Origin of the sequence: Acinetobacter tandoii DSM 14970 = CIP 107469 (genome assembly GCF_000400735.1) — a bacterium.
GTDB classification, from domain to species: domain Bacteria; phylum Pseudomonadota; class Gammaproteobacteria; order Pseudomonadales; family Moraxellaceae; genus Acinetobacter; species Acinetobacter tandoii.
Genome location: NZ_KE007367.1, coordinates 300,672 through 326,368 on the forward strand (window position 1 = coordinate 300,672; position 25,697 = coordinate 326,368).

The window sequence follows — 25,697 nt, forward strand, 5'->3', positions numbered from 1 at the left end:
GTGCCGATTCAGGCCTTAATGCAACGTAATCCAAGCGTGGACTGGAAACAAGTCGATGATGTGATTTACGGCTGTGCCAACCAAGCGGGTGAAGACAACCGCAATGTCGGTCGTATGTCAGCACTACTTGCAGGCTTACCTGTCGAAGTACCAGCAACCACCATCAACCGTCTATGTGGTTCATCCCTAGATGCGATTGCCATGGCAGCCCGTGCCATTAAAGCGGGTGAAGCGAACCTGATCATTGCGGGTGGTGTGGAAAGCATGTCACGTGCTCCCTTTGTGATGGGCAAATCAGAAACGGCTTATAGTCGTAGTCAGAAGATTGAAGACACCACCATGGGATGGCGTTTTATCAATCCGAAGCTAAAAGCCATGTATGGTGTAGAGACCATGCCACAGACTGCAGAGAATGTGGCACAACAATTTAAGATTGATCGTGCAGATCAAGACCAGTTTGCCTTGACGAGTCAACAGCGCACAGCAACCGCGCAAGCTCAAGGCTTTTTTAAACATGAGATCGTCCCTGTAAGTATTGCACAGCGTAAGGGTGATCCGATTGTGGTGGACACCGATGAACATCCTCGTGCATCGACCACCTTGGAAGGTTTGGCGAAACTGAAGCCAGTCGTCACAGCAGAAGGCACCGTCACAGCGGGAAACGCGTCAGGCATCAATGACGGTGCGGCTGCTGTACTGATTGCTTCGGAACAAGCCGTCGAGCAATACCAACTTAAACCACGTGCCAAGATTATTGCATCTACGGCTGTGGGGGTTGAACCTCGCATCATGGGCTTTGCCCCAGCACCAGCAATTAAGAAATTGCTGAAACAAGCTAATCTCACAATCGAGCAGATGGATGTGATTGAGTTGAATGAAGCCTTTGCGGCACAGGCACTGGCGGTTACCCGTGATTTAGGTCTGGCAGACGATACGACACAAGTGAATCCCAATGGTGGTGCGATTGCGATTGGTCATCCGTTGGGTGCATCGGGTGCACGTTTAGTCACCACGGCTTTAAACCAATTGGAACAAACGGGTGGAACCTATGCGCTATGTTCGATGTGTATTGGTGTCGGTCAAGGTATTGCAATGATTATTCAGCGGGTTTAAAGCAGAGTTAAGGATAGCGATCATGAGCCAGTTATATGCCAGCTTATTTTACCAAAATGAGGTGACTGAAATTTTCAGTGATCGCGCTTTGGTGTCTTACATGATTGAGGCGGAAGTTGCCTTGGCACAAGCACAGGCTCAAGTTGATGTCATTCCAGAATCTGCCGCAACCGCAATTTCAAATATTGCAGCAACTGCACTCGATCAGATTGACTTTGATGCTTTAGCTATTGCTACAGGCTTGGCGGGCAATATCGCGATCCCTTTTGTGAAGCAATTAACTGCGATTGTGAAACAAAACGATGAAGATGCTGCACGTTATGTACATTGGGGTGCAACTAGTCAAGACATTTTAGATACTGCCTGTATTTTGCAGTGCCGTGCAGCAATGACACATGTTGAAGCTTTAATTCAACAATGTTATCGCACAGCTTTGGCTCAAGCAGAACAGTATCGCTCACAAGTGATGATTGGGCGCACGTGGTTGCAGCAAGGTTTACCCATTACCTTAGGTCATAAATTAGCACGTTGGGCTTCGGCCTTTCATCGTGATTTGGCCCGTATTGAAGCCATGAAATCACGCGTGTTGACTGCTCAATTGGGTGGTGCAGTCGGTTCATTGGCTTCTTTGCAGCATCAAGGCACAGCAGTTGTACAAGCATTTGCAGCGCAGTTACAACTTTCTGTTCCAAGCTGTACTTGGCATGGTGAGCGCGACCGTATTGTTGAAATCGCGAGCGTCTTAGCAATGGTGACAGGTAGCTTGGGCAAGATGGCACGTGACTGGTCTTTGATGATGCAAACTGAAATTGCTGAAGTGTTTGAGCCAACCGCAAAAGGTCGTGGTGGCTCATCCACTATGCCACATAAGCGCAATCCTGTCGCGGCGGCATCTGTATTGGCCGCAGCCAATCGTGTCCCTGTGTTGATGTCGAGTTTGTATCAAAGCATGGTGCAAGAACATGAGCGCAGTCTAGGGGGATGGCATGCGGAATGGCTAGCATTGCCTGAAATTTTCCAACTCTGTGCTGGTGCTTTAGAGCGAACTTTGGATGTTTTACAAGGGATGCAAGTTAATGCAGAGAACATGCAGCGCAATTTGGAATGTACTCAAGGCTTAATTATGGCAGAAGCGGTGATGATGGCATTGGCGCCACACATCGGACGTTTACAGGCTCATCATCTAGTAGAGGACGCGTGTAAAACAGCTGTTGCAAAAGGTGTGCACTTAAGAGATGTGATTGCTGAATTGGATCAAGTTAAAAACTTATTTAGCGTAGCTCAGGTTTTAGAAATTTTTAAACCCGAATCTTATCTTGGCAATATTCAAGACCAGATTGATGCGGTGTTGCAAGAAGCAAAAGGAGAGGCAAAGTGAATATCACGATGACCAATCGTCAAGGCAAGACTTTAGCCGTTGCGATTAGTGGGCAAGACAATGCGCCTGTGATTGTATTTTCAAACTCGTTGGGTACAGATAAAGGCATGTGGCAGCCGCAAGTTGCTGCTTTTGAACAGCAGTTCAAAGTGGTGACTTATGACACGCGTGGTCATGGGCAAAGCGATGTGATTGAGCAGACCACTGTACAAAATCTTGCAGAAGATGTGATTGATATTCTTGATGGTTTAAACATTGAAAAAGCACATTTCTGTGGAATTTCGATGGGCGGTATGACGGCTTTATGGCTCGGTATTCACCATGCGGATCGTTTTCATAGCATAACTGTGGCGAACTCAGCAGCCAAAATTTGGACTGAAGAGGGTTGGAATGCACGTGCAGATGCAGTGACAGCCAATGGCTTAGCAGATTTGGTCAAAACTACGCACACCCGTTGGTTCAGCGAACAGTTTGATTATCAACATGATGCTTTGGCACAGCGCACCATTCAGTCTTTAGCGACTACGCCAGCACTGGGTTATGCAGAATCTTGCCGCGCATTGGCTCAAGCAGATTTGAGCGAAGAAATTCAACAGATTCAGATTCCTACTTTATTGATTGCAGGCGCATTTGATCCAGTCACGACAGTGGCAGATGGCGTCTTTATGCAACAACAGATTCAAAAGAGTGAACTTGCGGTGATTGATGCATCGCATCTTTCCAATATTGAGCAACCTGAGCTGTTTACCCAAACCCTCAGCCAGTTTATTGGATCGATTCAATAGTTTAAGGATTTTAAAAGGACTTTCAGCCCAAGGAGGCAGGTATGGCGTCTCAGGAATACGCTACTCAAAAAACGAGTATAGACGCACAAGCACTGATTAATGATGCACCGATTAGCAAATATCAGTGGCTTATCGCAATTGTATGTTTTCTCATTGTTTTTGTTGACGGTATTGATACTGCAGCAATGGGTTTTATTGCTCCCGCTTTAGCACAAGACTGGGGTATAGACCGTTCGCAACTGGGTCCAGTCATGAGTGCAGCCTTAGGCGGCATGATTATTGGCGCTTTGGTGTCTGGTCCAACCGCTGACCGCTTTGGGCGAAAGATTGTTTTAAGCGTTTCGATGCTGATTTTCGGTGGTTTTACTTTGGCATCAGCATATGCAACTGACTTAAATACTTTAGTGATACTGCGCTTTTTAACGGGTATTGGTTTGGGCGCGGCAATGCCGAATGCAACCACGCTATTTTCTGAATATTGCCCGCAGCGCTCCCGCTCGTTACTCGTGACCTGTATGTTCTGTGGTTATAACTTGGGTATGGCGACGGGTGGTTTCATCAGCAGTTGGTTAATCCCAACCTTTGGTTGGCACAGTTTGTTTTTACTCGGCGGTTGGTCGCCACTGATTTTGATGCTTCTGGTGATTTTCTTCCTGCCAGAATCCTATCGGTTCTTGATTGTGAAAGGTCGTGATAATGCCAAAGTTCATCAAATTTTGATGCATATTGCACCGACGCAAGTACAGGGTGTCACTGAGTTTCATGTGCCAGAGGAAAAAGCAGAAGGTGCAGAGAAGAAAGGCGTGTTTGGCATGCTGTTCTCTCAAAAATATGTCAAAGGTACAGTTTTATTGTGGCTGACCTATTTCATGGGTTTGGTGATGATTTACCTGCTCACCAGTTGGTTACCAACCTTAATGCGTGAAACAGGGGCTTCTTTAGAGCGTGCAGCATTCATCGGTGGTTTGTTCCAATTTGGCGGTGTACTCAGCGCTTTATTTATTGGCTGGGCAATGGATCGCTTCAATCCGAACCGTATTATTGCAGGTTTCTATTTTGTCGCTGGAATCTTTGCCTTCGCTGTGGGGCAGAGCTTAGCAAACCCGACATTACTTGCCATTTTAGTGCTTTGCGCAGGTGTTGCAATTAATGGTGCACAGTCGGCTATGCCAGCACTCAGCGCTCGTTTTTACCCGACGCAATGCCGTGCAACAGGTGTGGCTTGGATGTCTGGAATTGGTCGTTTCGGTGCGGTATTTGGTGCTTGGATTGGTGCGGTATTACTCGGCAATGACTGGTCGTTTACTGCAATTTTGAGCTTACTCATGATTCCTGCAACGGCAGCGGCTGTCGCAATTTTTGTTAAATCACTTGTTGCACATACTGACGCAACTTAATTGAGGATTCTCCCATGAATGATGAACAACGCTATGAACAAGGGATCAAAGTCCGAACTGAAGTGCTAGGTGAAAAGCATGTGAATCGTTCGATCGAGAACCTGAATGATTTCAACGCAGATTTTCAAAACTTTATCAGCCGTTTTGCATGGGGTGAAGTGTGGTCTAGACCAGGTTTGCCCCGCCACACCCGCAGTTTAGTGACGATTGCAATTTTATTGTCTCTAGGTCGTGAAGACGAATTACGTATGCATTTACGTGCTTGTTTTAACAATGGTGTGACTAAGGATGAGTTAAAAGAATTGATTCTGCACTGCTCACTCTATGCAGGTCTACCGGCAGCCAATGCTGCTATGCATATGGCAGAAGAGGTATTTGCAGATTTGGGCATTGCACCAAAAAAACTCAGTGAACTGCAATCTAATTCAGAACAAACCAATCAAGAGTAATGGAACAAGATTAAGAGGGACGTCACATGTCGCAACTTATTTTAGGTGCATACGCACAACGCAATACCGATGATCATCCGCCAGCATACGCACCTGGCTACAAAACCAGTGTATTACGCTCGCCTAAAAATGCATTGATCTCAATTGCAGAAACTTTAACTGAAGTGACCGCACCGCATTTCAGTGCAGACCAGTTTGGCCCTAAAGATAATGATTTGATCTTGAACTATGCCAAAGAAGGTTTGCCGATTGGCGAGCGCATTATTGTGCATGGTTATGTCCGTGACCAGTTTGGTCGCCCAGTCAAAAATGCTTTGCTCGAAGTTTGGCAAGCCAATGCTTCTGGTCGTTATCGTCATCCAAATGACCAATTTATTGGTGCAATGGACCCGAACTTTGGCGGCTGTGGTCGCATGATGACTGATGCCAATGGTTATTTTGTATTCCGTACCATTAAACCGGGTCCTTACCCATGGCGTAACCGTATTAATGAATGGCGTCCTGCGCATATCCATTTCTCTTTGATTGCTGATGGTTGGGCGCAACGTCTGATTTCTCAGTTCTACTTTGAAGGCGATACGCTCATTGATTCGTGTCCAATTATTAAAACCATTCCTTCGGAAGAACAACGTCGTGCATTGATTGCTTTAGAAGACAAGAGCAACTTCATTGAAGCAGACAGCCGTTGTTACCGCTTTGACATCACTTTGCGTGGTCGTCGTGCGACTTATTTCGAAAATGATTTGACTTAATTCAGGGAGAACAACATGAACAATTGGAACTTTCAAGAATTGCATGAAACTCCATCTCAAACAGGTGGACCATATGTACACATTGGTTTGTTACCAAAACAAGCCAACATTGAAGTCTTTGAAAATAACTTTAACAACCAGCTCGTTCAAGAAAACACTTTAGGTGAACGCATTCGCTTGGAAGGTCAGGTGTTTGACGGCTTAGGTTTACCATTACGTGATGTTTTAATCGAGATTTGGCAAGCTGATGCCAATGGTGTGTATCCAAGTGCGGCCGACATTCAAGGCAAAGCAGTTGACCCTAATTTCCTTGGTTGGGGACGTACAGGTGCAGACTTCGAAACTGGTTTCTGGAGTTTTAATACTATTAAGCCGGGTGCTGTTCCGGGCCGTAAAGGCACAACTCAAGCCCCGCATATTGCACTGATCATTTTTGCACGTGGCATCAACATTGGCTTAAACACGCGTGTTTACTTTGATGATGAAGCGGAAGCAAATGCACAAGATCCTGTGCTCAAAGGCATTGAATGGGCACCACGTCGTCAGACTTTAATTGCTAAGCGCGAAGAGCGTGATGGTGAAGTGGTTTATCGCTTTGACATTCGTATACAAGGCGAAGACGAAACAGTTTTTCTAGATATCTAAGCTTATAAGCGCAAGAAAGCTTGCGCTTATCAAAGAGATAAAAGTTTATACGTGGTGATTGCATGTCCCATTGCATGAATCCCACGTATGTTTGCGGCTGATGACTAAAGTCAGGCAATAGTTTGAAAATACAAGGAACTGTAATGATTACCATCAAAAAATTAGCAATGCAATTATGCTTAAGCAGCGCTGTTATCGCTGCAATGCCAGCGACCTTTGCCGCTGAAGTGGCTCAATCAAACGCACAACACTATATGGTGAAAAACGTCAATATTGGCGACTTACCTGTTAAAACCATCGTACCCATTACTGCAAAAACAGCTGAACAAGCGATTGCACAAGCCAAAGTGATTGCCAGCAATCCAGATGCCGACTTGGCTGAATTCCGTATCGATTTACTCAAATTTTCTGCAGACACCAAAAAAGTCATCGCACTCGGTCAGCAACTCAATCAAATTTTAAAAGACAAACCGCTTATTGCCACCATTCGTACTCATAACGAAGGTGGAAAAATGACGGTGTCTGATCAAGACTATGAAAAAATTTATCGTGAATATCTAAAAGCTCCATTTATGCAGTTGCTGGATATCGAGATGTTCCGTGATGCAGGCAGCGTCGCAAAATTAACCAAATTGGCGCATGATCAACATGTGTTAGTGATCATGTCGAATCACGATTTTAATAAAACCCCAGAACAACAAGAAATTGAAAACCGTTTGCTGAAACAAGACCAAATGGGCGCAGATATTTTGAAAATTGCGGTGATGCCGAAATCTAAACAAGATGTCTTTACCCTGATGAATGCAACGCTTGCTGTAAGCCAAAAAAGTCAAAAACCATTACTGACCATGTCGATGGGGCAATTGGGCACGATCTCGCGTGTCGCTACTGCCAACATGGGTGGCAGCCTAAGTTTCGGCATGATTGGTGAAGCTTCGGCACCAGGTCAAATTGATGTGACTCAACTTAAACAGTTCCTTAAAACTGTGCAGCCTACACCTTAAGACTTAAAGATATAAAAAGGATTTGAACATGAAATTATCAGCTTTACGTTTAAGCACACTGGTTTTAAGTTTGGCGGCTTCTGGTCTTGCCAGTGCAGAAACTTATATTGTTGACCGCTATCAGGACGATAGTGCCAAAGGTTCATTACGCTGGGCAATTGAACAATCCAATGCCAATGCTGCACAAGAAAATGAAATTCAGATTCAAGCAGTGGGCAAAGCGCCTTATGTCATTAAGCTGAATCAAGCTTTACCGCCCATCAAATCTTCCGTGAAAATTATTGGTACCCAGTGGGATAAAACTGGTGAGTTTATTGCCATTGATGGTTCTAATTACATTAAAGGCGAAGGTGCTAAAGCCTGCCCAGGCGCAAACCCTGAACAGTATGGCACCAACGTGCGTACTATGACTTTACCGGGTCTGGTGCTGCAAGATGTGAATGGTGTGACCTTAAAAGGTTTAGATGTTCACCGTTTCTGCATTGGTGTCTTAGTTAACCGTTCAAGCAATAACTTGATTCAGCACAACCGTATTAGTAACAACTACGGTGGTTCAGGCGTGATGTTGACGGGTGATGATGGTAAAGGCAACCCAACCTCAACCACCACCAATAACAACAAAGTCTTGAATAACTTGTTTGTAGACAATGGCGATGGTTTAGAGCTGACGCGTGGTGCGGCATTTAACCTTGTGGCCAATAACCTGTTCACTTCAACTAAAGCCAACCCAGAGCCATCTCAGGGCATTGAAATTCTTTGGGGTAATGACAACGCTGTGGTCGGCAATAAGTTTGAAAACTATTCTGATGGTTTGCAAATTAACTGGGGCAAACGTAACTACGTCGCTTATAACGAACTGACCAACAACTCGATAGGTTTTAACCTCACGGGTGATGGCAACATCTTTGACAGCAACAAAGTGCATGGTAACCGTTTAGGCATTGCTATACGTTCTGAAAAAGATGCCAATGCACGTACCACCTTAACCAAAAACTCGATTTGGGATAACGGTAAAGATATTAAGCGTTGTGAAGCGGGCGGTTCATGTGTACCCAATCAACGTTTAGGTGCCATTGTCTTTGCTGTGCCAGCACTTGAACATGCAGGTTTTGTCGGTTCTCGTGGTGGTGGTGTGGTGATTGAAGAGTCTAAATTGCAAAAAACCTGCACACAGCCAAACCAAGAAGGCTGTAATGCGATGCCTAACCAAAATATCCAAGCACCGCGTTTAAGCTATAGCAAAGGACAAATTACCGCGACAGTTCAAGGGCAACCAAATCAGCGTTATCAGGTTGAATTCTTTGCCAACCGTCAAGCGAATAGTCAAGAAGCTGAACAGTACTTAGGTGCTCAAGTGCTCACAACCAATGCACAAGGTCAAGGTCAAGCCACTTGGAAAGCACTGAGTGGTGCTGCAAGTGTGACAGCCAATGTAACCGACCATTTGGGCGCAACTTCTGAACTCAGCCCAGCTGTTCGCATTAAATAATAAAAACCGCATGGAAAGCTCACTTGAGTTGAGCTTTCCTCACAAAAAAGGATGTTTGGTATGCAACAACTATTAAAACTTGGCACATTATCTTTGGCACTTTTAACTTGCCAACTGGCTTCTGCAAATGAATTTTATTCGGCTGATCGTCAATGGTTATTTGGGGATTGGAACGGTGAACGGAAGCAGCTGGAAGATCAAGGTTATAAATTTACAGCAGCCATTATGAGTCAGGCGGCAACCAATCTGGATGGTGGTTATAACGATAACAATACTTTGGAAAATGCTGGACAACTGACCTTAGGTGCAAATTTTGATTTGAACAAAATTGCGGGTTGGGAAAATACCACAGCAGGTTTAATGATCACCAAACGTGACGGTAATTCTTTAACGCTAGAGCGTATTAAAGATCCACGTGCCAGCACATTAGGCAATACCCAAGAAATTTACGGACGCGGAAAAATCTGGCGCCTTACTCAAGCATGGATCAAAACTGGATTTGATGACAATAAAGTCCAATTCAAGATTGGTCGTATGGGCATGTCGGATGACTTTAACAGCTCACAATGTGAATTCCAAAATTTGCTGCTATGCGGCGGTCAGTTAGGTAAATCGATTGGTTCAATCTGGTACAACTGGCCTGTCGGGGTTTGGGGTACTAACCTGAAGTATCAATTTGCCCCTGCATGGTCACTCGGCTTGGGGGTGTATGAAGTCAATCCTGACAATGTCAAAACACAATCCAACAGCGATGGCTTTAACCTTGATATGGACAATGTTGAGGGTGCCACCATTCCTTTAGAGTTGGCTTGGAAACCCAAGTTAGCGGCATTCAACAGCTTGCCGGGGGAATATAAAGTGGGTGCTTTGTACTCTACTGCGGAAGCGAAAGATATTCGCAGCGGTGAAATGCAAGATAGCAAATACAGTTTCTGGCTGAATGCCCAACAACAATTGACGCAACACGGCACCGATCCAAAACGTGGTTTATACATTAGCTTTAATGGCGTCGTGAACGATAAAGCCACGACAACAGTGGAAAGTACACAACAATTGGCACTTTGGTACAAAGGTCCATTTGATAGCCGTCCGAACGACTCGATTGGTCTGGGCTTTGCAAATTATGTGGTCAATGATCGCGTTACAGATAAACAAATAGCCACCAATGAAGGTCGTGGTTACTACAGTTACGATGCCATTGCCAGCGACTACGTTCCGATTCAACGTGACGAGCTGAATGTCGAGCTGAACTATACCTACCAATGGTCACCAGCGGTCATGCTTAGACCGAACCTGCAATATATCTACCAACCAACAGGGGTTAAAGAAGTAGAGGATGCATGGGTTGCGGGTTTAAGTATGAAAGTTAATTTTTAACAGCACTTAGATTAGAAAAATGCTTAAAATATAAACAGTAGTGCTGTTTTGTTTAAACACTTAAGTCATGGCTTTCGCAACCCAGTTGCGAAAGCACAAGAATTTATTCGTGAAGATAAATGATACTCAAAGGAGAGAGGGAGTGATCATTTAAACGCACGGCACTTGGAGTAAGATGTATGTCTGAAGCTCAATCAAAGCCAGGACTCATATTTAAAATATGGTGCTTTGTCCTTGGCTTAGCCTTATTGTTAACAGGCCTATTTTATTTAATTGGTGGCGGAAAGCTTATCAGTTTAGGTGGCTCTTGGTACTTCTTTATTGCAGGCTTAGTGACCATTGTTTCAGCGATTTTCATTTTTAGAAAAAAAGCCCTTGGGGTTGGATTATTCAGTTTAGTCTTTATTGGCACTGTCATTTGGGCATTGATTGATACTGGCTTTGAATTCTGGCCACTGCATTCACGCCTGATGTTCCCAGCAGGACTCTTTGCTGCAGTACTGTTTACGCTGCCATCTATCCGTAAATACCAGCAACAAGATGCAATGAACGCGCCGGCTTACGTTGTGGGTGGATTAACTGTTTTGGGGATGATCGGCGGTTTGTATGGCATGTTTATTCCACATCCAACCGTTGAAGCATCGGGTCAGGAATTACCGCTTGTCCCTGTAGAACCAAATAAACAACAAGTGAATTGGGATCATTACGGTAGTGATGCAGGTGGAAGTCGTTTTGCTGCGCTTGATCAAATTAACCGCAACAACGTGTCTAAGCTCAAAGAAGCTTGGCGCTTCCAAACGGGTGATATGACTACAGGCTCAGGTAATGGTGCAGAAGATCAAATGACTCCATTGCAGGTGGGCAACAAAGTCTTGTTGTGTACCCCACATAACAACATTATTGCTTTGGATGCGGACACAGGGAAGCAAATCTGGAAAGCTGAGGTCAACTCTAAAGCAGATGCGTGGGAACGTTGCCGTGGTGTAGCTTATTTCGATTCAACTCAAGCATTGGTTCAGCCAAGCTTGGTAGGTGCAACAGCAGTAACTGCAGTCGCGACCAATACAGCTTGCCCTCGTCGTGTCTATACCAATACACCTGATGGGCGTTTAATTGCAGTCAATGCCGATACAGGCGAACGTTGTAAAGATTTTGGTGTCGATGGTACGGTAAATCTACTTGAAGGCCTCGGTGATGGTACTAAAGCACCACGCTTTGAAGTGACTTCAGCACCGACTATTGCAGGAACATCTATTGTCATTGGTAGCCGTATTGCCGATAACGTGGGTGCAGACATGCCGGGCGGTGTGATTCGTGCATACGATGTCATTACAGGTCAGTTACGTTGGGCATTCGATCCGCGTAATCCAGATCCAAACTATGTGTTAAAACCAGGTGAAACCTATAAGCGTAGTTCAGCCAACTCATGGGCTGCCATGTCTTATGACCCGCAAATGAATACCGTGTTCTTACCGATGGGAAGTTCATCTGTGGATCTTTGGGGTGCAAACCGTCAGCCACTAGATCATAAATACAATACGTCGGTATTGGCACTGGATGCGACCACAGGTAAAGAGAAATGGGTCTATCAAACGGTTCATAATGATTTATGGGACTTTGACTTACCAACGCAACCAAGTTTGGTGGATTTCCCGCTGAAAGATGGTTCGACTAAACCTGCTGTGGTGATTGGTACCAAGTCTGGTCAGTTCTTTGTGCTTGACCGTGTGACAGGTAAACCATTGACCAAAGTCACTGAACAGCCTGTTAAAGCCGCGGATATTCCAAATGAACAATATAGTTTGACCCAACCGCGTTCAGTTGAAATGCCGCAAATTGGCAATCAAACGCTGACTGAATCAGACATGTGGGGTGCTACACCATTTGACCAATTGATGTGTCGTATTAATTTCAAATCGATGCGTTATGAAGGTCTATTTACTGCACCAGGCACTGATGTGTCATTGAGCTTCCCAGGTTCGTTGGGTGGTATGAACTGGGGTTCTATCGCATTCGATCCAACACATCGTTATATGTTTGTGAATGACATGCGCTTAGGGCTTTGGATTCAGTTGATCAAACAAACTCCTGAAGACTTGGCGATTCAAGCCAATGGCGGTGAGAAAGTGAATACGGGTATGGGTGCAGTACCAATGAAAGGCACACCATACAAAGTGAACAAAAACCGTTTCTGGTCAGCGTTAAGCATTCCTTGTCAAAAACCACCATTTGGTACCATGACTGCAATTGATATGAAAACTCGTCAAATTGCATGGCAGGTTCCTTTGGGTACAGTCGAAGATACAGGTCCAATGGGTATCAAAATGGGATTAAAAGCACCGATTGGTATGCCAACCATTGGCGGTCCAATGGCAACACAGGGTGGTTTAGTGTTCTTTGCAGCAACACAAGATTACTACTTACGTGCCTTCAATTCATCTAATGGTGAAGAATTGTGGAAAGCACGTTTACCTGTGGGGAGTCAGGGTACGCCAATCAGCTACATTTCACCAAAAACAGGTAAGCAATATGTGGTCATTTCTGCAGGCGGTGCACGTCAGTCGCCAGATCATGGTGATTATGTGATTGCTTATAGTTTAGAAGACTAAAACGTATTATTGTTGGGAGAGTCCTTCCTTGAGGAGGGGCTTTCCACATTCCTACCAAGATGATAATAAAAGGATGTCTTGTGAAATTATATAGTCGCAATCCACTTCCCTTTAAATATGCTTTATTAGCCACAGTGATTCTAAAATCGATGGCACTGTATGCTCAAGATACAGGAGCATATCAACTCCCAGTCATTACAGTGCAAGCCGTACGTACTGAAAATGAATTGTTACAGACCCCAGCTTCTATACAGAAAGTTGAAGTTGCGCAATCGCAATCCAACACTCATGTGAATGTGTCTGAAGTACTGCAAGGTGTTGCGGGTTTACAAATGAATAACCGTGAAAATTACGCGCAAGATTTGCAAATTTCCATGCGTGGCTTTGGAGCGCGTTCTACTTTTGGTGTGCGGGGCATACGGCTTTATGTCGATGGCATTCCTGCTACCATGCCTGACGGTCAGGGGCAAAGTTCTAATATTGATTTAGACAGCTTGGACAATATTGAAGTTTTGACAGGTCCATTTTCTGCCATTTATGGGAACTCATCGGGTGGAACCATTCTCACCGAGACCAAAGAAGGGCAAGGGAAAGACTCGATTCAAGTGGGGCTAAATGCAGGTAGCCACCATAAACAACAAGCCAATATTCAATTACAAGGGGGTTCAGAGCAAGCCAATCAACCCGCTTATGTGATTAGTTCTTCCTATTTTGATACTGATGGTTTTCGCGATCATAGCGCTGCGCGAAAAGTGTTGAATAATGCCAAGCTCACTTGGAATTTGGAGGATGGTAGTAAGATTAATTGGCTCATAAACCGTACAAAAATTGAAGCAGATGATCCTGCTGGATTGACACGTAAAGATTGGCAGAGTAATCCAAAACAGCAAGCAAGTTTTTTAAGACAATTTAATATACGAAAAGAAATTGAACAAACTCAAACAGGCTTAACGTGGAGCAAACCCCTGAATGACCAAAATGAACTCTATGGCATGGTTTATTTGGGAAATCGTCAGGTCGTGCAATATCAGTCTATTTCTAAAAATACGCAAGAAGCTAATGATCGTCATGCAGGTGGTGTGATCGATTTTGATCGAGATTATTATGGTGCAGACTTCCGTTGGATGGGGAAAGAGCTCTTGCCGAATACTACATTTATTGCAGGTTTGGCATTTGATCAGATGCGGGAAGATCGTCAGGGGTATGAAAACTTTGATGCGACTGGGCGTTATGGTGTGAAAGGTAATTTACGTCGTGATGAAATCAATACCTTATGGAATCTCGATCCTTACATCCAAGCCTCATGGCAGTTTTTACCACAGTGGCACTTAGATGCAGGTTTACGTTATAGCAACGTCAATTATGAATCTGAAGATCATTACATCACCACAGTTAATGGTGATGACAGTGGTTCAACGGATTACCAAAAGTTACTTCCAACTGTCGCCTTAGGTTGGGAAATTTTACCCGAGCTTTATGCCTATACCAGTTATGGTAAAGGCTTCGAAACACCAACCTTTACCGAAATGGCTTATCCTACAGTAGGGACTTCAGGCATTAATTTTAATTTAAAACCTGCGACGAGTGATACCGCAGAACTTGGATTAAAATCGCAGAATAGCTTAGGACTGTTTACTTTTGCTGTATTTCATACTGAAACTAAAAATGACATTGTTCCTGACGATGCCAATGGTGGGCGTAGCACATTTCGCAATGCAGACAAAACCTTACGTGAAGGCTTAGAGTTATCGTGGCAAAAACAGCTCTGGCAGGCACTCAATGTTCGAACCAGTTATAGTTATTTAGATGCGACTTTTGATGCTGATATTCCAGCAACCTCAACTAAGCCGCTGATACGGAAAGGAACATACATTCCCGGAATTGCCAAGAATCAAGCTTTTGTAGGCTTGGCATGGCAACCTGAGCAGGGCTTTCAGGCAGGCTTGGATGCACGTTATATGGACAAGATTTATGTCGATGATATCAATTCCGATACTGCACCAAGTTATACGGTCGTTGCGGCAAATTTTGGCTATTTGTGGGTCAATAAAGACTGGAAAATCAATACTTATGCACGCGTCGATAATTTGTTTGATCGAAACTATGTGGGTTCTGTGATCGTTAATGATAGTAATAGTCGCTTCTTTGAACCTGCGGATGGTCGAAACTTTAGCGTTGGTGTGAGTGTGAACAAGACTTTCTAGAAAGCTCACAGTAAAACTAAAAAAGGGACGAAATAGTCCCTTTTTTACGATTTAAAATCTTTCATGATTTAATTACTCGTTTTTTTAGCCCAAATTTGCTTAAATACGCCTCGAAAAATAACAAACAGACATTGGGCTTTATATGAATAAACTTGCCAATTCTTTGGTTTTTGCAACATTGTGTAGCAGCATGCTTTTAACGGGTTGTGATTTCTTTAAGGGAAAGAAAGACAGCGCCGAAGCAGAACAAGCCACACCCGCAGTGAATGAATGGGACTGTAGCAATGAGGCGAAGTTAAAAGAGATTAAGAATGCTTTACAGCAAGACTATTTGAAAAAGTTAGATAAAGCCTTACGTAACTCGAGTTACTATCAGTCGGATAAAAACCTGACCGATACCATCACGCAGAATATTAAATTTGAAGTCAAAAGTATTACAACAGTAACGGAACAACCTGAGACGGCCAAACAACTGGAATGTCGTAGCGAGTTGGTCGTGAAAATGCCGAAAGGTTTACAGAAACGTGCTGAAAATGCTTTTGAGGCAGAATATTGCGAAGAGTGTGAACGAGAAGCAGAGACGCTTAAAGACTATATTGAAAGTGAAGTATATGGTTTAACGATGCAAAATGATCAACTCAAAGGATCATTTAATTATCAACTGATTAAAACGGATAAAGAAGGTATTCAACTCCAGCTACCAAAAGAAAATAAAGTGTTAGATGGACTCGTTTATATCACCGAAAAAGCAGTACAACTTGCTGCTTATGAAGAAGAGAATAAAGGTATTGCGGATAGTCAAGAAGCCAATGCCCAAGAAGAAGCTGCGCAACAAGAACTCGCTCAGAAATCTATGGATATCCGTCAGAAAGAGCTCAATGCTGATCAGGCAAAAGTGGTAGATCGTTTGAATCAAACATGGGATCGTTTTAGTAGTGAGCAAAAAGCACAATTACAACAGGACCAGTCAGATTGGTTTGAAAAGCGTGATGTAGACTGTAAAGTGCTTGCACAAACGAGCATTCATAATATTGCTGAAAAAGATCGTGAAACTTACCAACAGCATTACAACTATTGGGATGAGCAAATGAGAGCACAAAATCAGGACATGCAATACACCAAATGTTTTAATCAAAAAACGTCGGAGCGTATTGTTTATTTAAACAATGTCTTTAATTAATCAGAAAGTTGCTTGAAATGAAAAGGACGAATTGATTCGTCCTTTTTTTATTGGCATGCTTAGCGCAGAAATAGAGAGTCAGTGTAGACATGCGAATTAGTTTTATTGGTGCTGGACGTGTTGCCCACCATTTGGCATTTGCTTTAAAGCAACACCATCAAATTGTACAAATATATAGTCGAACTTGGGAAAAGTCACAACATTTGGCAGAGCTGGTGGCAGCACAAGCATGTCCCTCATTAACCGACTTATCTTCAGAAATTGATTTGCTCATTCTTACTGTCAGCGATCAATCTATTGCTGCCGTCATCGCTGAAGTTGCACCGTTGTTGCCAGAGGTTCTGATCGTACATACTTCAGGTAGTACTGATCTGCAAATCCTACAGCAACAGCATTCAAATTCGGGCGTATTTTATCCTTTACAGACCTTCAGTTTAGAGCGAGAGGTAGATTGGAAACAAACCCCATTATTTATTGAAGCTGCAAATGAAAACCATCAAAAACAGCTATTGGATTTGGCTCAACAGTTGAGCCAGCGTGTCTATGCTTATAGTTCACAGCAACGTTTAAGTTTGCATTTGGCTGCGGTATTTGCCTGTAATTTTGCCAATTACTGTTACGATATGAGCAAGCAAATTGTCGATCAGACGCAAGTTGATTTTAGTTTGTTATATCCGCTGATCTTAGAAACAGCAGCGAAAGCCACCCAAAATGATCCGAAAATGATGCAAACCGGACCTGCGGTACGCGGTGATGTGAATATTTTACAGATGCATCAGTCAATATTAGCAGATTTAAAACGACCTGATTTAGCAGAGGTTTATACCTTAATGAGTCAGCAAATTATGCAGCGACACAGTTAATTGAAGGATGAATAACTCGTGTACCTGTAATAAAAACAAGTAAAGCCGCTGAAAAAGTGGCTTTTTTTATGCATTAGGATTCGGTAGAGTGCTTCTGAAAATAAATACAAACAATTAGAGGGTGTATGCGTTCACATTTACTATTAGAACAGGTGCAGTGGAAAGATCTTGTGCAGTTAGGCCGTACTGATGTCATCAGTGAGTTACTCATTTCTTTACCATGGTTACTGGTCTCATTCATTTTCGCAGGTTTTCAGTGGTATCTTTTGGCACTGTTTTGCTCGTTTATGTTTTTCTTAACAGGGCTTAGACAAGTGCATAATGCCTTTCATTTCGCTTTAGGGATTAGCCGCCCCGCGACACATTGGGTCATGTTTGTCTTAAGTATTATTATGCTTGGTTCAATGCATGCGGTACAAATTAATCATCTTCGACACCATCATCACTGTATGCAAGAAGAGGATATTGAAGCAAAAAGTGCAACCATGAAGTGGTGGCAGGCTTTGTTATTTGGCCCTATTTTTCCGTTGATGTTGCATAAAAAAGCATTCGAGGTTGGAAGTAAGACGCAGAAAAAGTGGATGTCTGCTGAGCTTGTTGCCAATCTGATCGTGCTGTTTTTGGTTTTTATCATTTTGGATATCGGTGTCTTAAAATACCATGTCAGCGCAATGTTGATTGGGCAATGTATGACGGCTTTTTTTGCGGTATGGACGGTGCATCATGATACAGAAGATCATATTTATATGGCACGTACAGTACGTAATGAGTTCAAACGCGTAGTGACCTACAACATGTTTTATCATGTGGAGCATCATTTATTCCCCGCAGTACCGACACGACGTTTACATATTTTGGCAAAACGCTTAGATGCACATGATCCGACAGTTGAAATTCGGCATGTGTTTTAATCATTTCAGAATAAAAAAATAGGGCACTAAGCCCTATTTTTTAAAACACAAAACTTATTTAATTTTCTTAAATAAGAAGTCGTTAATTTTATGACCTTCTTCCAGTCCTCGACGTTCAAACTTAGTCTGTGGACGCCAGTCAGGACGTGGGTAGCTGTTGCCTTTACCTGCCATATTCTCAAGATTTGGACGGTTGTCGAGCACATCAAGCATCCATTCTGCATACGGTTCCCAGTCCGTTGCTGCGTGGAATGTTCCACCCATTTCTAACTTCTGTTCAACCAGTGGCATACGGTCATGTGACACGAAACGACGTTTGAAATGACGTTTTTTCTGCCATGGGTCTGGAAAGTAAAGTTGCACAGCGTTAATGCTGTTGTCTGGCATTTCACGCAACACTTGAATTGCATCGGCATCTAAAAGACGGAGGTTGGTTAAACCCGCCATGCCAGCCTCATATACACATTGAGCAATACCTGGAACATGGACTTCAATCCCGACAAAGTTTCGTTCAGGATTGGCTTTTGCCATAAGCACCAGTGAACGTCCCATACCAAAACCAATTTCAACAGTTAATGGGCGTTCAGGGTGTTCAAAATGTTGACGTAAATCACCAACTGGATATTCCAAAATTAAGTGACCATATTGTTCAAGCGCAGTACGTTGAGAAGTATTCAGCGGAGAAGAGCGACGCATAAAAGTCACAATTTCACGATGCTCATTCAAGTTGTCTAGCTCGACGACTTGCGGTTCTAATAGATCGGTTGACATAACTTCGGCAAATGTAAAAATTCGAAAGCGGTATTTTAAATCCTAAGACTAGCAAGTCAAATTATTTACCGTTATTTCGGCAATTAAATTGTTTTTGAGTTTTTCAAATCTCTTTTTTTCGACTTTTATCGAATTATAAAGTTCATTTATTGAATGAAATCTATAGGTGATTTGAAGGGCGAATAAAAAGAGCTGAATAAACAGCTCTTTAGTGAGATAGAAACATCAAAGTGGATTATAGCGGTCAATCAACGTACTACTGGCTTCATTTAAACCGAGGACTTCAATTTCAATGCCTTGATCTCGAAATTTTTGTACCACAGTATTTAACATATTCACCGAAGTAATGTCCCAGACATGAGCATGGCTCAGATCTAGAATCACATGTTTGGCTGAAGTTGTGAAATCAAAGAATTGATAGAATTTTTCGGCACTACTAAAGAAAATCTGCCCTGAAACTTGATATTGCAAAGTTTCAGCGTTAATCAATTTAGATGTAACTTTCACCTCACTTTCCAATTTATTTACAAGAAAGAGCGCAGAAAGGCAGACGCCAACAAAGACTCCTAAAGCCAAATTGTGCGTTGCTAAAACAATGAGCACTACACTGAGCATCACGATGTTGCTTTGTTTCGGATGTTTACTAAATTGTTTGACTGAGTCCCAGTTAAAGGTGGTAAAGGACACCATAATCATAATCGCAACCAGTGCCGCCATTGGAATATAAGCCAGCCAACCTTTTAAAAAAACAACCAGACAGAGCAAGAATACACCAGCCACCAAGGTAGAAAGTCGTGTACGAGCACCAGAACTCACATTGATGATGGATTGACCAATCATGGCGCAACCTGCCATACCACCCATAAAGCCGCTAATAATATTGGCAAGTCCTTGTCCGCGACATTCTTGATGACGATCACCTTCAGTTCCTGTCACTTCATTTACAATGGTGGTGGTCATCATGGTTTCGAGTAAGCCAACTGTGGCCAAGGTTATTGCGTAAGGAAAAATGATTTTTAAGGTTTCAAGATTCAGTGGAATATCTGGAATCAAAAAGACAGGCAACGTATCTGGAAATTGACCTAAATCACTGACAGTTCGCATATCTGCACCAAATAATAGCGCGACTAAGCTCAGTAAAATAATACAGATTAACGGTGCAGGCAGTAATTTCCCAATCTTGGGGATATATGGAAATAGATAAACAATAGCTAAACCTAAAGCCACAAAGCTATAGCCTATAAAGTCCATGCGTTGTATTTCAGGAATCTGTGCGACAAAAATTAAAATGGCTAATGCATTTACGAAACCATAGACCACAGATTGAGAGACAAAGCGCATCAATTTTGCGACTTTAAAATAGCCAGCAATAATCTGAATACAACCTGTCAAAATGGTGGTCGCAAATAAATACTGTAACCCATGATCTTTGACCAAGGTAATCATCAGCAATGCCATTGCACCTGTTGCCGCAGAAATCATGGCGGGGCGTCCACCAAAAAAGGCAATACTCACGGCTATACAGAACGAAGCATATAAACCAACCTGAGGATCAACACCGGCAATAGCAGAAAAGGCGATAGATTCAGGAATCAAGGCTAAACCAACCACAATCCCTGCAAGTACATCAGTACGAATATTGGATAACCATTCTGATTTTTTAAGGTTAATCATTATGGCATTTCATAAAATTTAAAGGATGTGTATGTTAAAACATCTAGCAATAAAAAAGCACACAGGATTAACTTGAAAAAAATTAAAAATTGAACAATATTCAAAAGGTAATTGTTTTTATATGTTTTATAGAATGGTTACGTTTTTGCAATTTACAGGTCTGATCGCTTGAAAGTTTGTCAGAAGCAATTTAAAAAAGTGAAAAGTTAGATAACAAGGATTATATATGAAGCTTTATTATTCCCCAGGCGCATGTTCACTGGCATCTCATATTATTCTAAATGAAATTAATGTCGATTTTGATCTGGTTCGCGTAGACCTAAAAACCCATAAAACAGAAAAAGGTGAAGATTATTATGCAATTAACCCTAAAGGTTATGTTCCTGCCTTAGAAATTAATCCTGGGTTAATTCTGACTGAAAATGTGGCAATTTTACCTTTCCTTGCTCAGCATGATCCTAAGCAGGATTTAATTCCACCATCAGGTTTAGGTCGTGCCAAAGTGCTGGAATGGTTGGGCTACCTCAACTCTGAGTTGCATGATGCCTATGCTGTATTCTTTGGTGGACCTTTATCGGAAGAGGCTAAAACCAAGGCTTATGCAGAAATTGATCGCTTATTGACCTATATTGATAACGCCATTGCTGAATCTGATCATGACTACTTGGTCGATGATAATTTTGGGCCAGCAGATGCATATTTATTTGTGCTAACAAATTGGTCAAATTCGATTGAGCACGATTTAACACCTTATAAGAACATTATTGGCATACGTCATAAAGTCGCAGAGCGCCAGTCTGTACAAATGGCGATGCGTGATGAAGGCTTAATTCCATAATTGCCTAAAAGTTTGGTCTAAAAAATGCCTCGTGAAGAGGCATTTTTTATTGATATTCAGCATATTCACTAAAATCTATGTCTTGTAATTGAATCTGATATTTATTTTTAAGTTTGCTCCACTGAACTTTCACAGGTTGTGAAGTGTCTGCAAATTCATTTTTACCTGTGGTAGTTTTCACTTTGCCAGTAGAAAAATTAATGCTCTTTTCGGTGATGTCACCTGAGGCACGATGGAAATCATTACTGTCAAAACCAATTAAATTGAAATTATTATTTTGATAACGGAAGGTATAGCTATTATTGGTAACATACCAAGAACCGCAGCTTAACCAATAATGTAGGCTTATTTTTAACAAGCCTTTAGTTATGGTAATACCGCCATCTTCTAATGGGTCTGCAAGGCAAGGGGATTCGGCATCGTTCTCACTAGGCAATAGCTCATTTTTACTTATTAATTGGTAACCTGAAGCGGTCTTAAATAAAACAAGCAGTGTTCTGGGGTTGGTATTGAGTACAGAACTGCCTAAACCAGCATTGGCGATCACATTTTCTGGATTGTTTTCTTCAATAACCAAGATGGTGTCATTCTGACCATCACGGTTCAAATCCCCAGTGGTTGTTTTCAAAATTTTCCAACCTTGTGGCACAAACTTTGAATAACCAGAAGTTTCTGAAGCTGCGAATGCTGAGGAACTTAAGGCTGCGAGTGTAAGAGCAAGTATATTTTTTAGCATGATGTTCTGAACTTTTATTATAAAAAGATTATAGAAAGTATAAAAAATGGATTCCGAAGAATCCATTTTAAGTGCAGTATTATTTAAAGAAATAACCTGTTTCAGGGGAACTAGCATTTGCCATACGTTTACGTGGCATACGTCCTGCAAGGAATGCTTCACGTCCTGCTTCAACTGCCTTTTTCATAGCAGACGCCATTAAAATTGGATTTTGAGCAGCAGCAATCGCAGTATTCATCAGTACGCCGTCACAACCTAATTCCATTGCAATTGCAGCATCACTGGCTGTACCTACACCAGCATCTACCAACACTGGAACTTTGGCGTTTTCTTTAATAATTGAAATGGTATGCGGGTTTAAAATACCTAAACCAGAACCAATCAAACTGCCTAAAGGCATAATTGCAACGCAACCCATGCTTTCTAATTCTTGCGCGACAATAGGATCATCCGAGGTGTATACCATAATCTCGAAACCATCATCAATCAGTGTGCGTGCTGCTTTTAAGGTTTCGGTAATGTTCGGATATAAAGTTTTTTCATCCCCTAAAACTTCCAGTTTTACCAGATTGTGACCATCTAACAGTTCACGAGCCAACATACAAGTACGGATTGCACTATTTGCATCAAAGCAGCCTGCTGTATTCGGCAAAATGGTATATTTTTCTGGTGGAATCACAGAAAGTAAATTGGGTTGATCAGGGTGTTGCCCAATATTCACACGACGAATTGCCACCGTGACAATTTCGGCACCACTGGCTTGAATGGCTAAATCAGTTTCATTTAAATCTTTATATTTACCTGTACCCACCAAAAGGCGTGAGTTAAAGGTTCTTGAACCAACAATAAGAGGGGTGTCTTCCATGGGAGCTCCGAATTAGCCGCCACCAACGGCGTGAATAATTTCAATGCGATCTTGATCACAAATTGGGGTTTGTTCGAGTTTGGATTTAGAAATAATCATTTCATTTTGTTCAACTGCAAAGCGTTTGCCTTCGAGTTCTAATTCCTGAACCAGTTGTAAAAGATTGCAGCACGTGGTGTCTTTTGCTTCACCATTCAGAAAAATTTGCATGTTTCATTCCCAAAAAATTGCGACTTTATTTGGCGTATTTGAAAGCATTCCAAGCCAGAATCAGCCATCCAGCAATCATGAGCGCACCACCAATAGGGGTAATGGCACCTAAGCCGCGAGGTAATCCCAAAGCCATGACATACAATGAGCCGCAAAAGAAGAAAATTCCAATTTGAATAAGAGTAAAACTCATTCTAATAGGAAGTTGGGGAACGACTTTTGCCAAAATGGCGAGCGCCAATAAGCCCAAGGCATGATAGAAAAAATAATCTGTTGCAGTGTGCCACCAAGTCAATTGAGCCTCAGTTGCACGCGCTTTTAAACCATGTGCACCAAAAGCGCCTAACATGACAGCAATTGCTAAATTAAGTGCAGAGATTGCAATCCACATAAGTCGTGATGACCTGAACAAATTTGCCCATAACCTTAGCATATTCTCTCTGAGGTAAAAAAGCGAAATGTGACATTGTCAAAGCGTTAATGTAAAAAAGGCACAATTTGAAATTGTGCCTTTTAAAAACAGAAAACTTAATTGGATGACATAGCGACTTTAATTTTTTCCATCGCATTTTTTTCTAATTGACGAATACGTTCAGCAGAGACGTTATATTCAGCAGCCAATTCGTGCAAGGTAGACTTGTCATCATCTAACCAGCGACGTTGTAAGATATTGCGTGAACGATCATCCAGTTGCTCCATGGCTTCATGTAAAGCAGAGGTACTTTGTTCTTCGTAATCTTCACTTTCTACTAAGCGAGCAGGATCGTAACGATTATCTTCTAGATATAAAGCAGGCGCGACATGGGTTGAACCTTCATCGTCATCATCGCCCTGTGCTTCAAATGCAGCATCATAAGCAGTTAAACGACCTTCCATCTCAAGAACTTGTTCTGGAGTCACGTTTAAATCGTTTGCAATCGATTGCGCTTCTTCAAGCGTCAATTTTTTGCTTGATTTTTTTAGACTGCGTAAATTAAAAAACAATTTACGTTGGGCTTTAGTCGTTGCAATTTTGACAATACGCCAGTTACGAATGACGTATTCATGGATTTCAGCCTTAATCCAATGCACCGCAAAGGAGACCAAACGTACGCCCATATTGGGGTCAAAACGTTTTACGGCTTTCATTAAGCCTAAGTTACCTTCTTGAATAAGATCACCTTGAGGCAATCCATAACCTGCATAACTACGTGCAATATGTACGACAAAACGTAAATGTGACATTACCAGCATTTTGGCTGCATCAAGGTCTTGGTCGTAGTAGTAACGTTCAGCCAACTCTTTTTCTTGTTCGGCTGTTAAAATTGGAATCTGATTGACAGTACTAATATATGCCCCAAGGTTTACACCTGGTGCAGATAATGACAGGGGCATCAATTGATTGCTGCTGTCACTCATAGGTACTCCTTAATAAAATTGGACATTGATGTTCCACTACCTTTCATCTTAATGCCAATACGCTCACACATTAAGGAAATTTGGGTAGTGTTATGTAATTTTTTATGCCAAATTGAAACCATTTAGTTTAATTGAAAATAATTAAGATTCAATTAAGTAATGGTATTCATGCTCTGAAATTTTTTGCACTACACAGGTCATTTGATGCATTTGGCAATACCTTGTTACATCAATTTGGCTATGTGGGTCGGAGGACTTTAGTAAGACTCGACCATGCGGCGAATTTTTTAAAGAACGCTTCAACATGAGTAATGGCATTGGACAAGGTTTACCCATTGCATCAATAATGAGGTCACATTCGCTTTGATTCGACATATGAAGTGAGAAATATCAGGATACATCGCCAAATATTAGCAAATTTAATGCCAAACCCCAACTTAAATCACAGTAAAACTATATTTATGTTTATATTGGTCATAAATAAGTATCGAAAAAAAAATACTAAATTTGATATGGAATAAGTAAAAAAAATTCTATTAATTGTCATAAACCCATGTTAAGCTCGATGCCGTATTGAGGATTTAACACAACTATAAATTGTTTTAAACCCATACTCTACAAATGGATGTAACCGGGATTTTGTTAATAGTTATACAGAATGATTACAAGCTTAGAAATAATAAATGTTTTTAAACCTTGTTTGCTCTGCTGTTTGCAACACCGGGTGGTCCTTCTTTTAAATACAATGAGGATTAACTTATGACAGCTCGTGAACAAGGCGTAGTTAAATGGTTCAACGACACTAAAGGTTTTGGTTTTATTCAACGCAATGGCGGTGACGATGTATTCGTTCACTTCCGTGCTATTCAAGGCGAAGGCCACCGTTCACTTCGTGACGGCCAACGTGTTGAATTCAGCGTTGTGAAAGGCCAAAAAGGCTTCCAAGCTGAAGAAGTTCAACCTTTAGACTAATACGCTAAAGATTCTTCGAAACGCCTCAATGTATATTGGGGCGTTTTTTGTTTATAATGACCCTGTTTTTCAATATT

The 25,697-nt window shown here is 42.1% G+C and carries 25 protein-coding genes; 17 read left to right on the forward strand and 8 right to left on the reverse strand.

Going from position 1 to position 25,697, the window contains the following annotated elements; genetic code table 11:
* The 15 genes from pcaF to I593_RS10810 all read left to right on the forward strand — a co-directional run.
* A partial coding sequence (pcaF, locus tag I593_RS10740; protein WP_035309901.1) for a 3-oxoadipyl-CoA thiolase occupies nt 1–1,113 on the forward strand: 1,113 nt, incomplete at its 5' end.
* Nucleotides 1,114–1,135: 22 nt separating this feature from the next.
* A complete protein-coding gene (pcaB, locus tag I593_RS10745) occupies nt 1,136–2,491 on the forward strand; it encodes a 3-carboxy-cis,cis-muconate cycloisomerase (RefSeq protein ID WP_016167599.1) in 1,356 nt (451 codons plus the stop codon).
* 8 nt (nt 2,492–2,499) lie between these two features.
* Nucleotides 2,500–3,276, forward strand: a complete 777-nt coding sequence (pcaD, locus tag I593_RS10750; RefSeq protein WP_035302136.1) for a 3-oxoadipate enol-lactonase — start codon at nt 2,500–2,502, stop codon at nt 3,274–3,276.
* Nucleotides 3,277–3,317: 41 nt separating this feature from the next.
* Nucleotides 3,318–4,673 carry a 4-hydroxybenzoate transporter PcaK gene (locus tag I593_RS10755; protein ID WP_016167601.1) on the forward strand — a complete coding sequence of 452 codons (1,356 nt, stop codon included), beginning with the start codon at nt 3,318–3,320 and terminating at the stop codon, nt 4,671–4,673.
* A 14-nt stretch (nt 4,674–4,687) separates the two neighbouring features.
* The gene (pcaC, locus tag I593_RS10760) at nt 4,688–5,122 is read left to right on the forward strand and encodes a 4-carboxymuconolactone decarboxylase (RefSeq protein WP_016167602.1); all 435 of its coding nucleotides are present in this window, start codon (nt 4,688–4,690) and stop codon (nt 5,120–5,122) included.
* 26 nt (nt 5,123–5,148) lie between these two features.
* On the forward strand, nt 5,149–5,874 hold the full coding sequence (gene pcaH / locus I593_RS10765) for a protocatechuate 3,4-dioxygenase subunit beta (RefSeq protein ID WP_016167603.1): 726 nt from the start codon (nt 5,149–5,151) through the stop codon (nt 5,872–5,874).
* Between the two features lie 15 nt (nt 5,875–5,889).
* The gene (pcaG, locus tag I593_RS10770) at nt 5,890–6,519 is read left to right on the forward strand and encodes a protocatechuate 3,4-dioxygenase subunit alpha (protein WP_016167604.1); all 630 of its coding nucleotides are present in this window, start codon (nt 5,890–5,892) and stop codon (nt 6,517–6,519) included.
* Between the two features lie 143 nt (nt 6,520–6,662).
* Nucleotides 6,663–7,523 carry a type I 3-dehydroquinate dehydratase gene (gene aroD, locus I593_RS10775; protein WP_016167605.1) on the forward strand — a complete coding sequence of 287 codons (861 nt, stop codon included), beginning with the start codon at nt 6,663–6,665 and terminating at the stop codon, nt 7,521–7,523.
* A gap of 28 nt (nt 7,524–7,551) precedes the next feature.
* Nucleotides 7,552–9,012: a right-handed parallel beta-helix repeat-containing protein gene (locus I593_RS10780; RefSeq protein ID WP_016167606.1), complete on the forward strand. Its 1,461-nt coding sequence runs from the start codon at nt 7,552–7,554 to the stop codon at nt 9,010–9,012.
* Nucleotides 9,013–9,072: 60 nt separating this feature from the next.
* Nucleotides 9,073–10,389 (forward strand): carbohydrate porin, encoded by a 1,317-nt coding sequence (locus tag I593_RS10785; RefSeq protein ID WP_016167607.1) that lies wholly within the window; start codon nt 9,073–9,075, stop codon nt 10,387–10,389.
* 179 nt (nt 10,390–10,568) lie between these two features.
* Entirely contained in the window at nt 10,569–12,998 is a 2,430-nt protein-coding gene (locus I593_RS10790) for a glucose/quinate/shikimate family membrane-bound PQQ-dependent dehydrogenase (RefSeq protein ID WP_016167608.1), read from the forward strand.
* 149 nt (nt 12,999–13,147) lie between these two features.
* Nucleotides 13,148–15,202 (forward strand): TonB-dependent receptor, encoded by a 2,055-nt coding sequence (locus I593_RS10795; RefSeq protein WP_228130581.1) that lies wholly within the window; start codon nt 13,148–13,150, stop codon nt 15,200–15,202.
* Between the two features lie 142 nt (nt 15,203–15,344).
* On the forward strand, nt 15,345–16,382 hold the full coding sequence (locus I593_RS10800; RefSeq protein ID WP_016167610.1) for a hypothetical protein: 1,038 nt from the start codon (nt 15,345–15,347) through the stop codon (nt 16,380–16,382).
* An 89-nt stretch (nt 16,383–16,471) separates the two neighbouring features.
* On the forward strand, nt 16,472–17,245 hold the full coding sequence (locus I593_RS10805; protein WP_016167611.1) for a Rossmann-like and DUF2520 domain-containing protein: 774 nt from the start codon (nt 16,472–16,474) through the stop codon (nt 17,243–17,245).
* Nucleotides 17,246–17,370: 125 nt separating this feature from the next.
* A complete protein-coding gene (locus I593_RS10810) occupies nt 17,371–18,156 on the forward strand; it encodes a fatty acid desaturase family protein (protein ID WP_016167612.1) in 786 nt (261 codons plus the stop codon).
* 54 nt (nt 18,157–18,210) lie between these two features.
* Here I593_RS10810 and trmB read toward each other — a convergent pair whose 3' ends face one another.
* Both trmB and I593_RS10820 read right to left on the reverse strand, forming a co-directional pair.
* Nucleotides 18,211–18,927, reverse strand: coding sequence for a tRNA (guanosine(46)-N7)-methyltransferase TrmB (trmB, locus tag I593_RS10815; protein WP_016167613.1), 717 nt, complete (start codon nt 18,925–18,927; stop codon nt 18,211–18,213).
* Between the two features lie 225 nt (nt 18,928–19,152).
* Nucleotides 19,153–20,601: a SulP family inorganic anion transporter gene (locus I593_RS10820; protein WP_016167614.1), complete on the reverse strand. Its 1,449-nt coding sequence runs from the start codon at nt 20,599–20,601 to the stop codon at nt 19,153–19,155.
* Between the two features lie 226 nt (nt 20,602–20,827).
* Between I593_RS10820 and gstA the strand changes: the two genes are divergently transcribed.
* Entirely contained in the window at nt 20,828–21,439 is a 612-nt protein-coding gene (gene gstA / locus I593_RS10825) for a glutathione transferase GstA (RefSeq protein ID WP_016167615.1), read from the forward strand.
* 46 nt (nt 21,440–21,485) lie between these two features.
* Here gstA and I593_RS10830 read toward each other — a convergent pair whose 3' ends face one another.
* The 6 genes from I593_RS10830 to I593_RS10855 all read right to left on the reverse strand — a co-directional run bounded on the left by I593_RS10830 (nt 21,486) and on the right by I593_RS10855 (nt 25,023).
* Nucleotides 21,486–22,175, reverse strand: a complete 690-nt coding sequence (locus I593_RS10830) for a hypothetical protein (RefSeq protein ID WP_016167616.1) — start codon at nt 22,173–22,175, stop codon at nt 21,486–21,488.
* Between the two features lie 79 nt (nt 22,176–22,254).
* Complete coding sequence (locus tag I593_RS10835) at nt 22,255–23,040, reverse strand: thiazole synthase (protein ID WP_016167617.1); 786 nt, start codon at nt 23,038–23,040, stop codon at nt 22,255–22,257.
* 12 nt (nt 23,041–23,052) lie between these two features.
* Nucleotides 23,053–23,250: a sulfur carrier protein ThiS gene (gene thiS / locus I593_RS10840; protein ID WP_016167618.1), complete on the reverse strand. Its 198-nt coding sequence runs from the start codon at nt 23,248–23,250 to the stop codon at nt 23,053–23,055.
* 25 nt (nt 23,251–23,275) lie between these two features.
* Nucleotides 23,276–23,641, reverse strand: coding sequence for a DUF423 domain-containing protein (locus I593_RS10845; protein WP_016167619.1), 366 nt, complete (start codon nt 23,639–23,641; stop codon nt 23,276–23,278).
* 137 nt (nt 23,642–23,778) lie between these two features.
* Complete coding sequence (gene rpoH / locus I593_RS10850; protein ID WP_016167620.1) at nt 23,779–24,648, reverse strand: RNA polymerase sigma factor RpoH; 870 nt, start codon at nt 24,646–24,648, stop codon at nt 23,779–23,781.
* Nucleotides 24,649–24,789: 141 nt separating this feature from the next.
* Nucleotides 24,790–25,023, reverse strand: a complete 234-nt coding sequence (locus I593_RS10855; RefSeq protein WP_016167621.1) for a sulfurtransferase TusA family protein — start codon at nt 25,021–25,023, stop codon at nt 24,790–24,792.
* 384 nt (nt 25,024–25,407) lie between these two features.
* Here I593_RS10855 and I593_RS10860 point away from each other — a divergent pair, with 384 nt between their 5' ends.
* Nucleotides 25,408–25,620 (forward strand): cold-shock protein, encoded by a 213-nt coding sequence (locus I593_RS10860; RefSeq protein WP_005177104.1) that lies wholly within the window; start codon nt 25,408–25,410, stop codon nt 25,618–25,620.
* Nucleotides 25,621–25,697: the final 77 nt, after the last annotated feature.

What these genes read in the sequence shown, in the direction of transcription:
- pcaB (WP_016167599.1), top strand. Translation starts at nt 1,136, where the DNA reads ATGAGCCAGTTATATGCCAGCTTATTTTACCAAAATGAGGTGACTGAA.
- pcaD (WP_035302136.1), top strand. Translation starts at nt 2,500, where the DNA reads ATGACCAATCGTCAAGGCAAGACTTTAGCCGTTGCGATTAGTGGGCAA.
- I593_RS10755 (WP_016167601.1), top strand. Translation starts at nt 3,318, where the DNA reads ATGGCGTCTCAGGAATACGCTACTCAAAAAACGAGTATAGACGCACAA.
- pcaC (WP_016167602.1), top strand. Translation starts at nt 4,688, where the DNA reads ATGAATGATGAACAACGCTATGAACAAGGGATCAAAGTCCGAACTGAA.
- pcaH (WP_016167603.1), top strand. Translation starts at nt 5,149, where the DNA reads ATGTCGCAACTTATTTTAGGTGCATACGCACAACGCAATACCGATGAT.
- pcaG (WP_016167604.1), top strand. Translation starts at nt 5,890, where the DNA reads ATGAACAATTGGAACTTTCAAGAATTGCATGAAACTCCATCTCAAACA.
- aroD (WP_016167605.1), top strand. Translation starts at nt 6,663, where the DNA reads ATGATTACCATCAAAAAATTAGCAATGCAATTATGCTTAAGCAGCGCT.
- I593_RS10780 (WP_016167606.1), top strand. Translation starts at nt 7,552, where the DNA reads ATGAAATTATCAGCTTTACGTTTAAGCACACTGGTTTTAAGTTTGGCG.
- I593_RS10785 (WP_016167607.1), top strand. Translation starts at nt 9,073, where the DNA reads ATGCAACAACTATTAAAACTTGGCACATTATCTTTGGCACTTTTAACT.
- I593_RS10790 (WP_016167608.1), top strand. Translation starts at nt 10,569, where the DNA reads ATGTCTGAAGCTCAATCAAAGCCAGGACTCATATTTAAAATATGGTGC.
- I593_RS10795 (WP_228130581.1), top strand. Translation starts at nt 13,148, where the DNA reads ATGGCACTGTATGCTCAAGATACAGGAGCATATCAACTCCCAGTCATT.
- I593_RS10800 (WP_016167610.1), top strand. Translation starts at nt 15,345, where the DNA reads ATGAATAAACTTGCCAATTCTTTGGTTTTTGCAACATTGTGTAGCAGC.
- I593_RS10805 (WP_016167611.1), top strand. Translation starts at nt 16,472, where the DNA reads ATGCGAATTAGTTTTATTGGTGCTGGACGTGTTGCCCACCATTTGGCA.
- I593_RS10810 (WP_016167612.1), top strand. Translation starts at nt 17,371, where the DNA reads ATGCGTTCACATTTACTATTAGAACAGGTGCAGTGGAAAGATCTTGTG.
- trmB (WP_016167613.1), bottom strand. Translation starts at nt 18,927, where the DNA reads ATGTCAACCGATCTATTAGAACCGCAAGTCGTCGAGCTAGACAACTTG.
- I593_RS10820 (WP_016167614.1), bottom strand. Translation starts at nt 20,601, where the DNA reads ATGATTAACCTTAAAAAATCAGAATGGTTATCCAATATTCGTACTGAT.
- gstA (WP_016167615.1), top strand. Translation starts at nt 20,828, where the DNA reads ATGAAGCTTTATTATTCCCCAGGCGCATGTTCACTGGCATCTCATATT.
- I593_RS10830 (WP_016167616.1), bottom strand. Translation starts at nt 22,175, where the DNA reads ATGCTAAAAAATATACTTGCTCTTACACTCGCAGCCTTAAGTTCCTCA.
- I593_RS10835 (WP_016167617.1), bottom strand. Translation starts at nt 23,040, where the DNA reads ATGGAAGACACCCCTCTTATTGTTGGTTCAAGAACCTTTAACTCACGC.
- thiS (WP_016167618.1), bottom strand. Translation starts at nt 23,250, where the DNA reads ATGCAAATTTTTCTGAATGGTGAAGCAAAAGACACCACGTGCTGCAAT.
- I593_RS10845 (WP_016167619.1), bottom strand. Translation starts at nt 23,641, where the DNA reads ATGTGGATTGCAATCTCTGCACTTAATTTAGCAATTGCTGTCATGTTA.
- rpoH (WP_016167620.1), bottom strand. Translation starts at nt 24,648, where the DNA reads ATGAGTGACAGCAGCAATCAATTGATGCCCCTGTCATTATCTGCACCA.
- I593_RS10855 (WP_016167621.1), bottom strand. Translation starts at nt 25,023, where the DNA reads ATGTCGAATCAAAGCGAATGTGACCTCATTATTGATGCAATGGGTAAA.
- I593_RS10860 (WP_005177104.1), top strand. Translation starts at nt 25,408, where the DNA reads ATGACAGCTCGTGAACAAGGCGTAGTTAAATGGTTCAACGACACTAAA.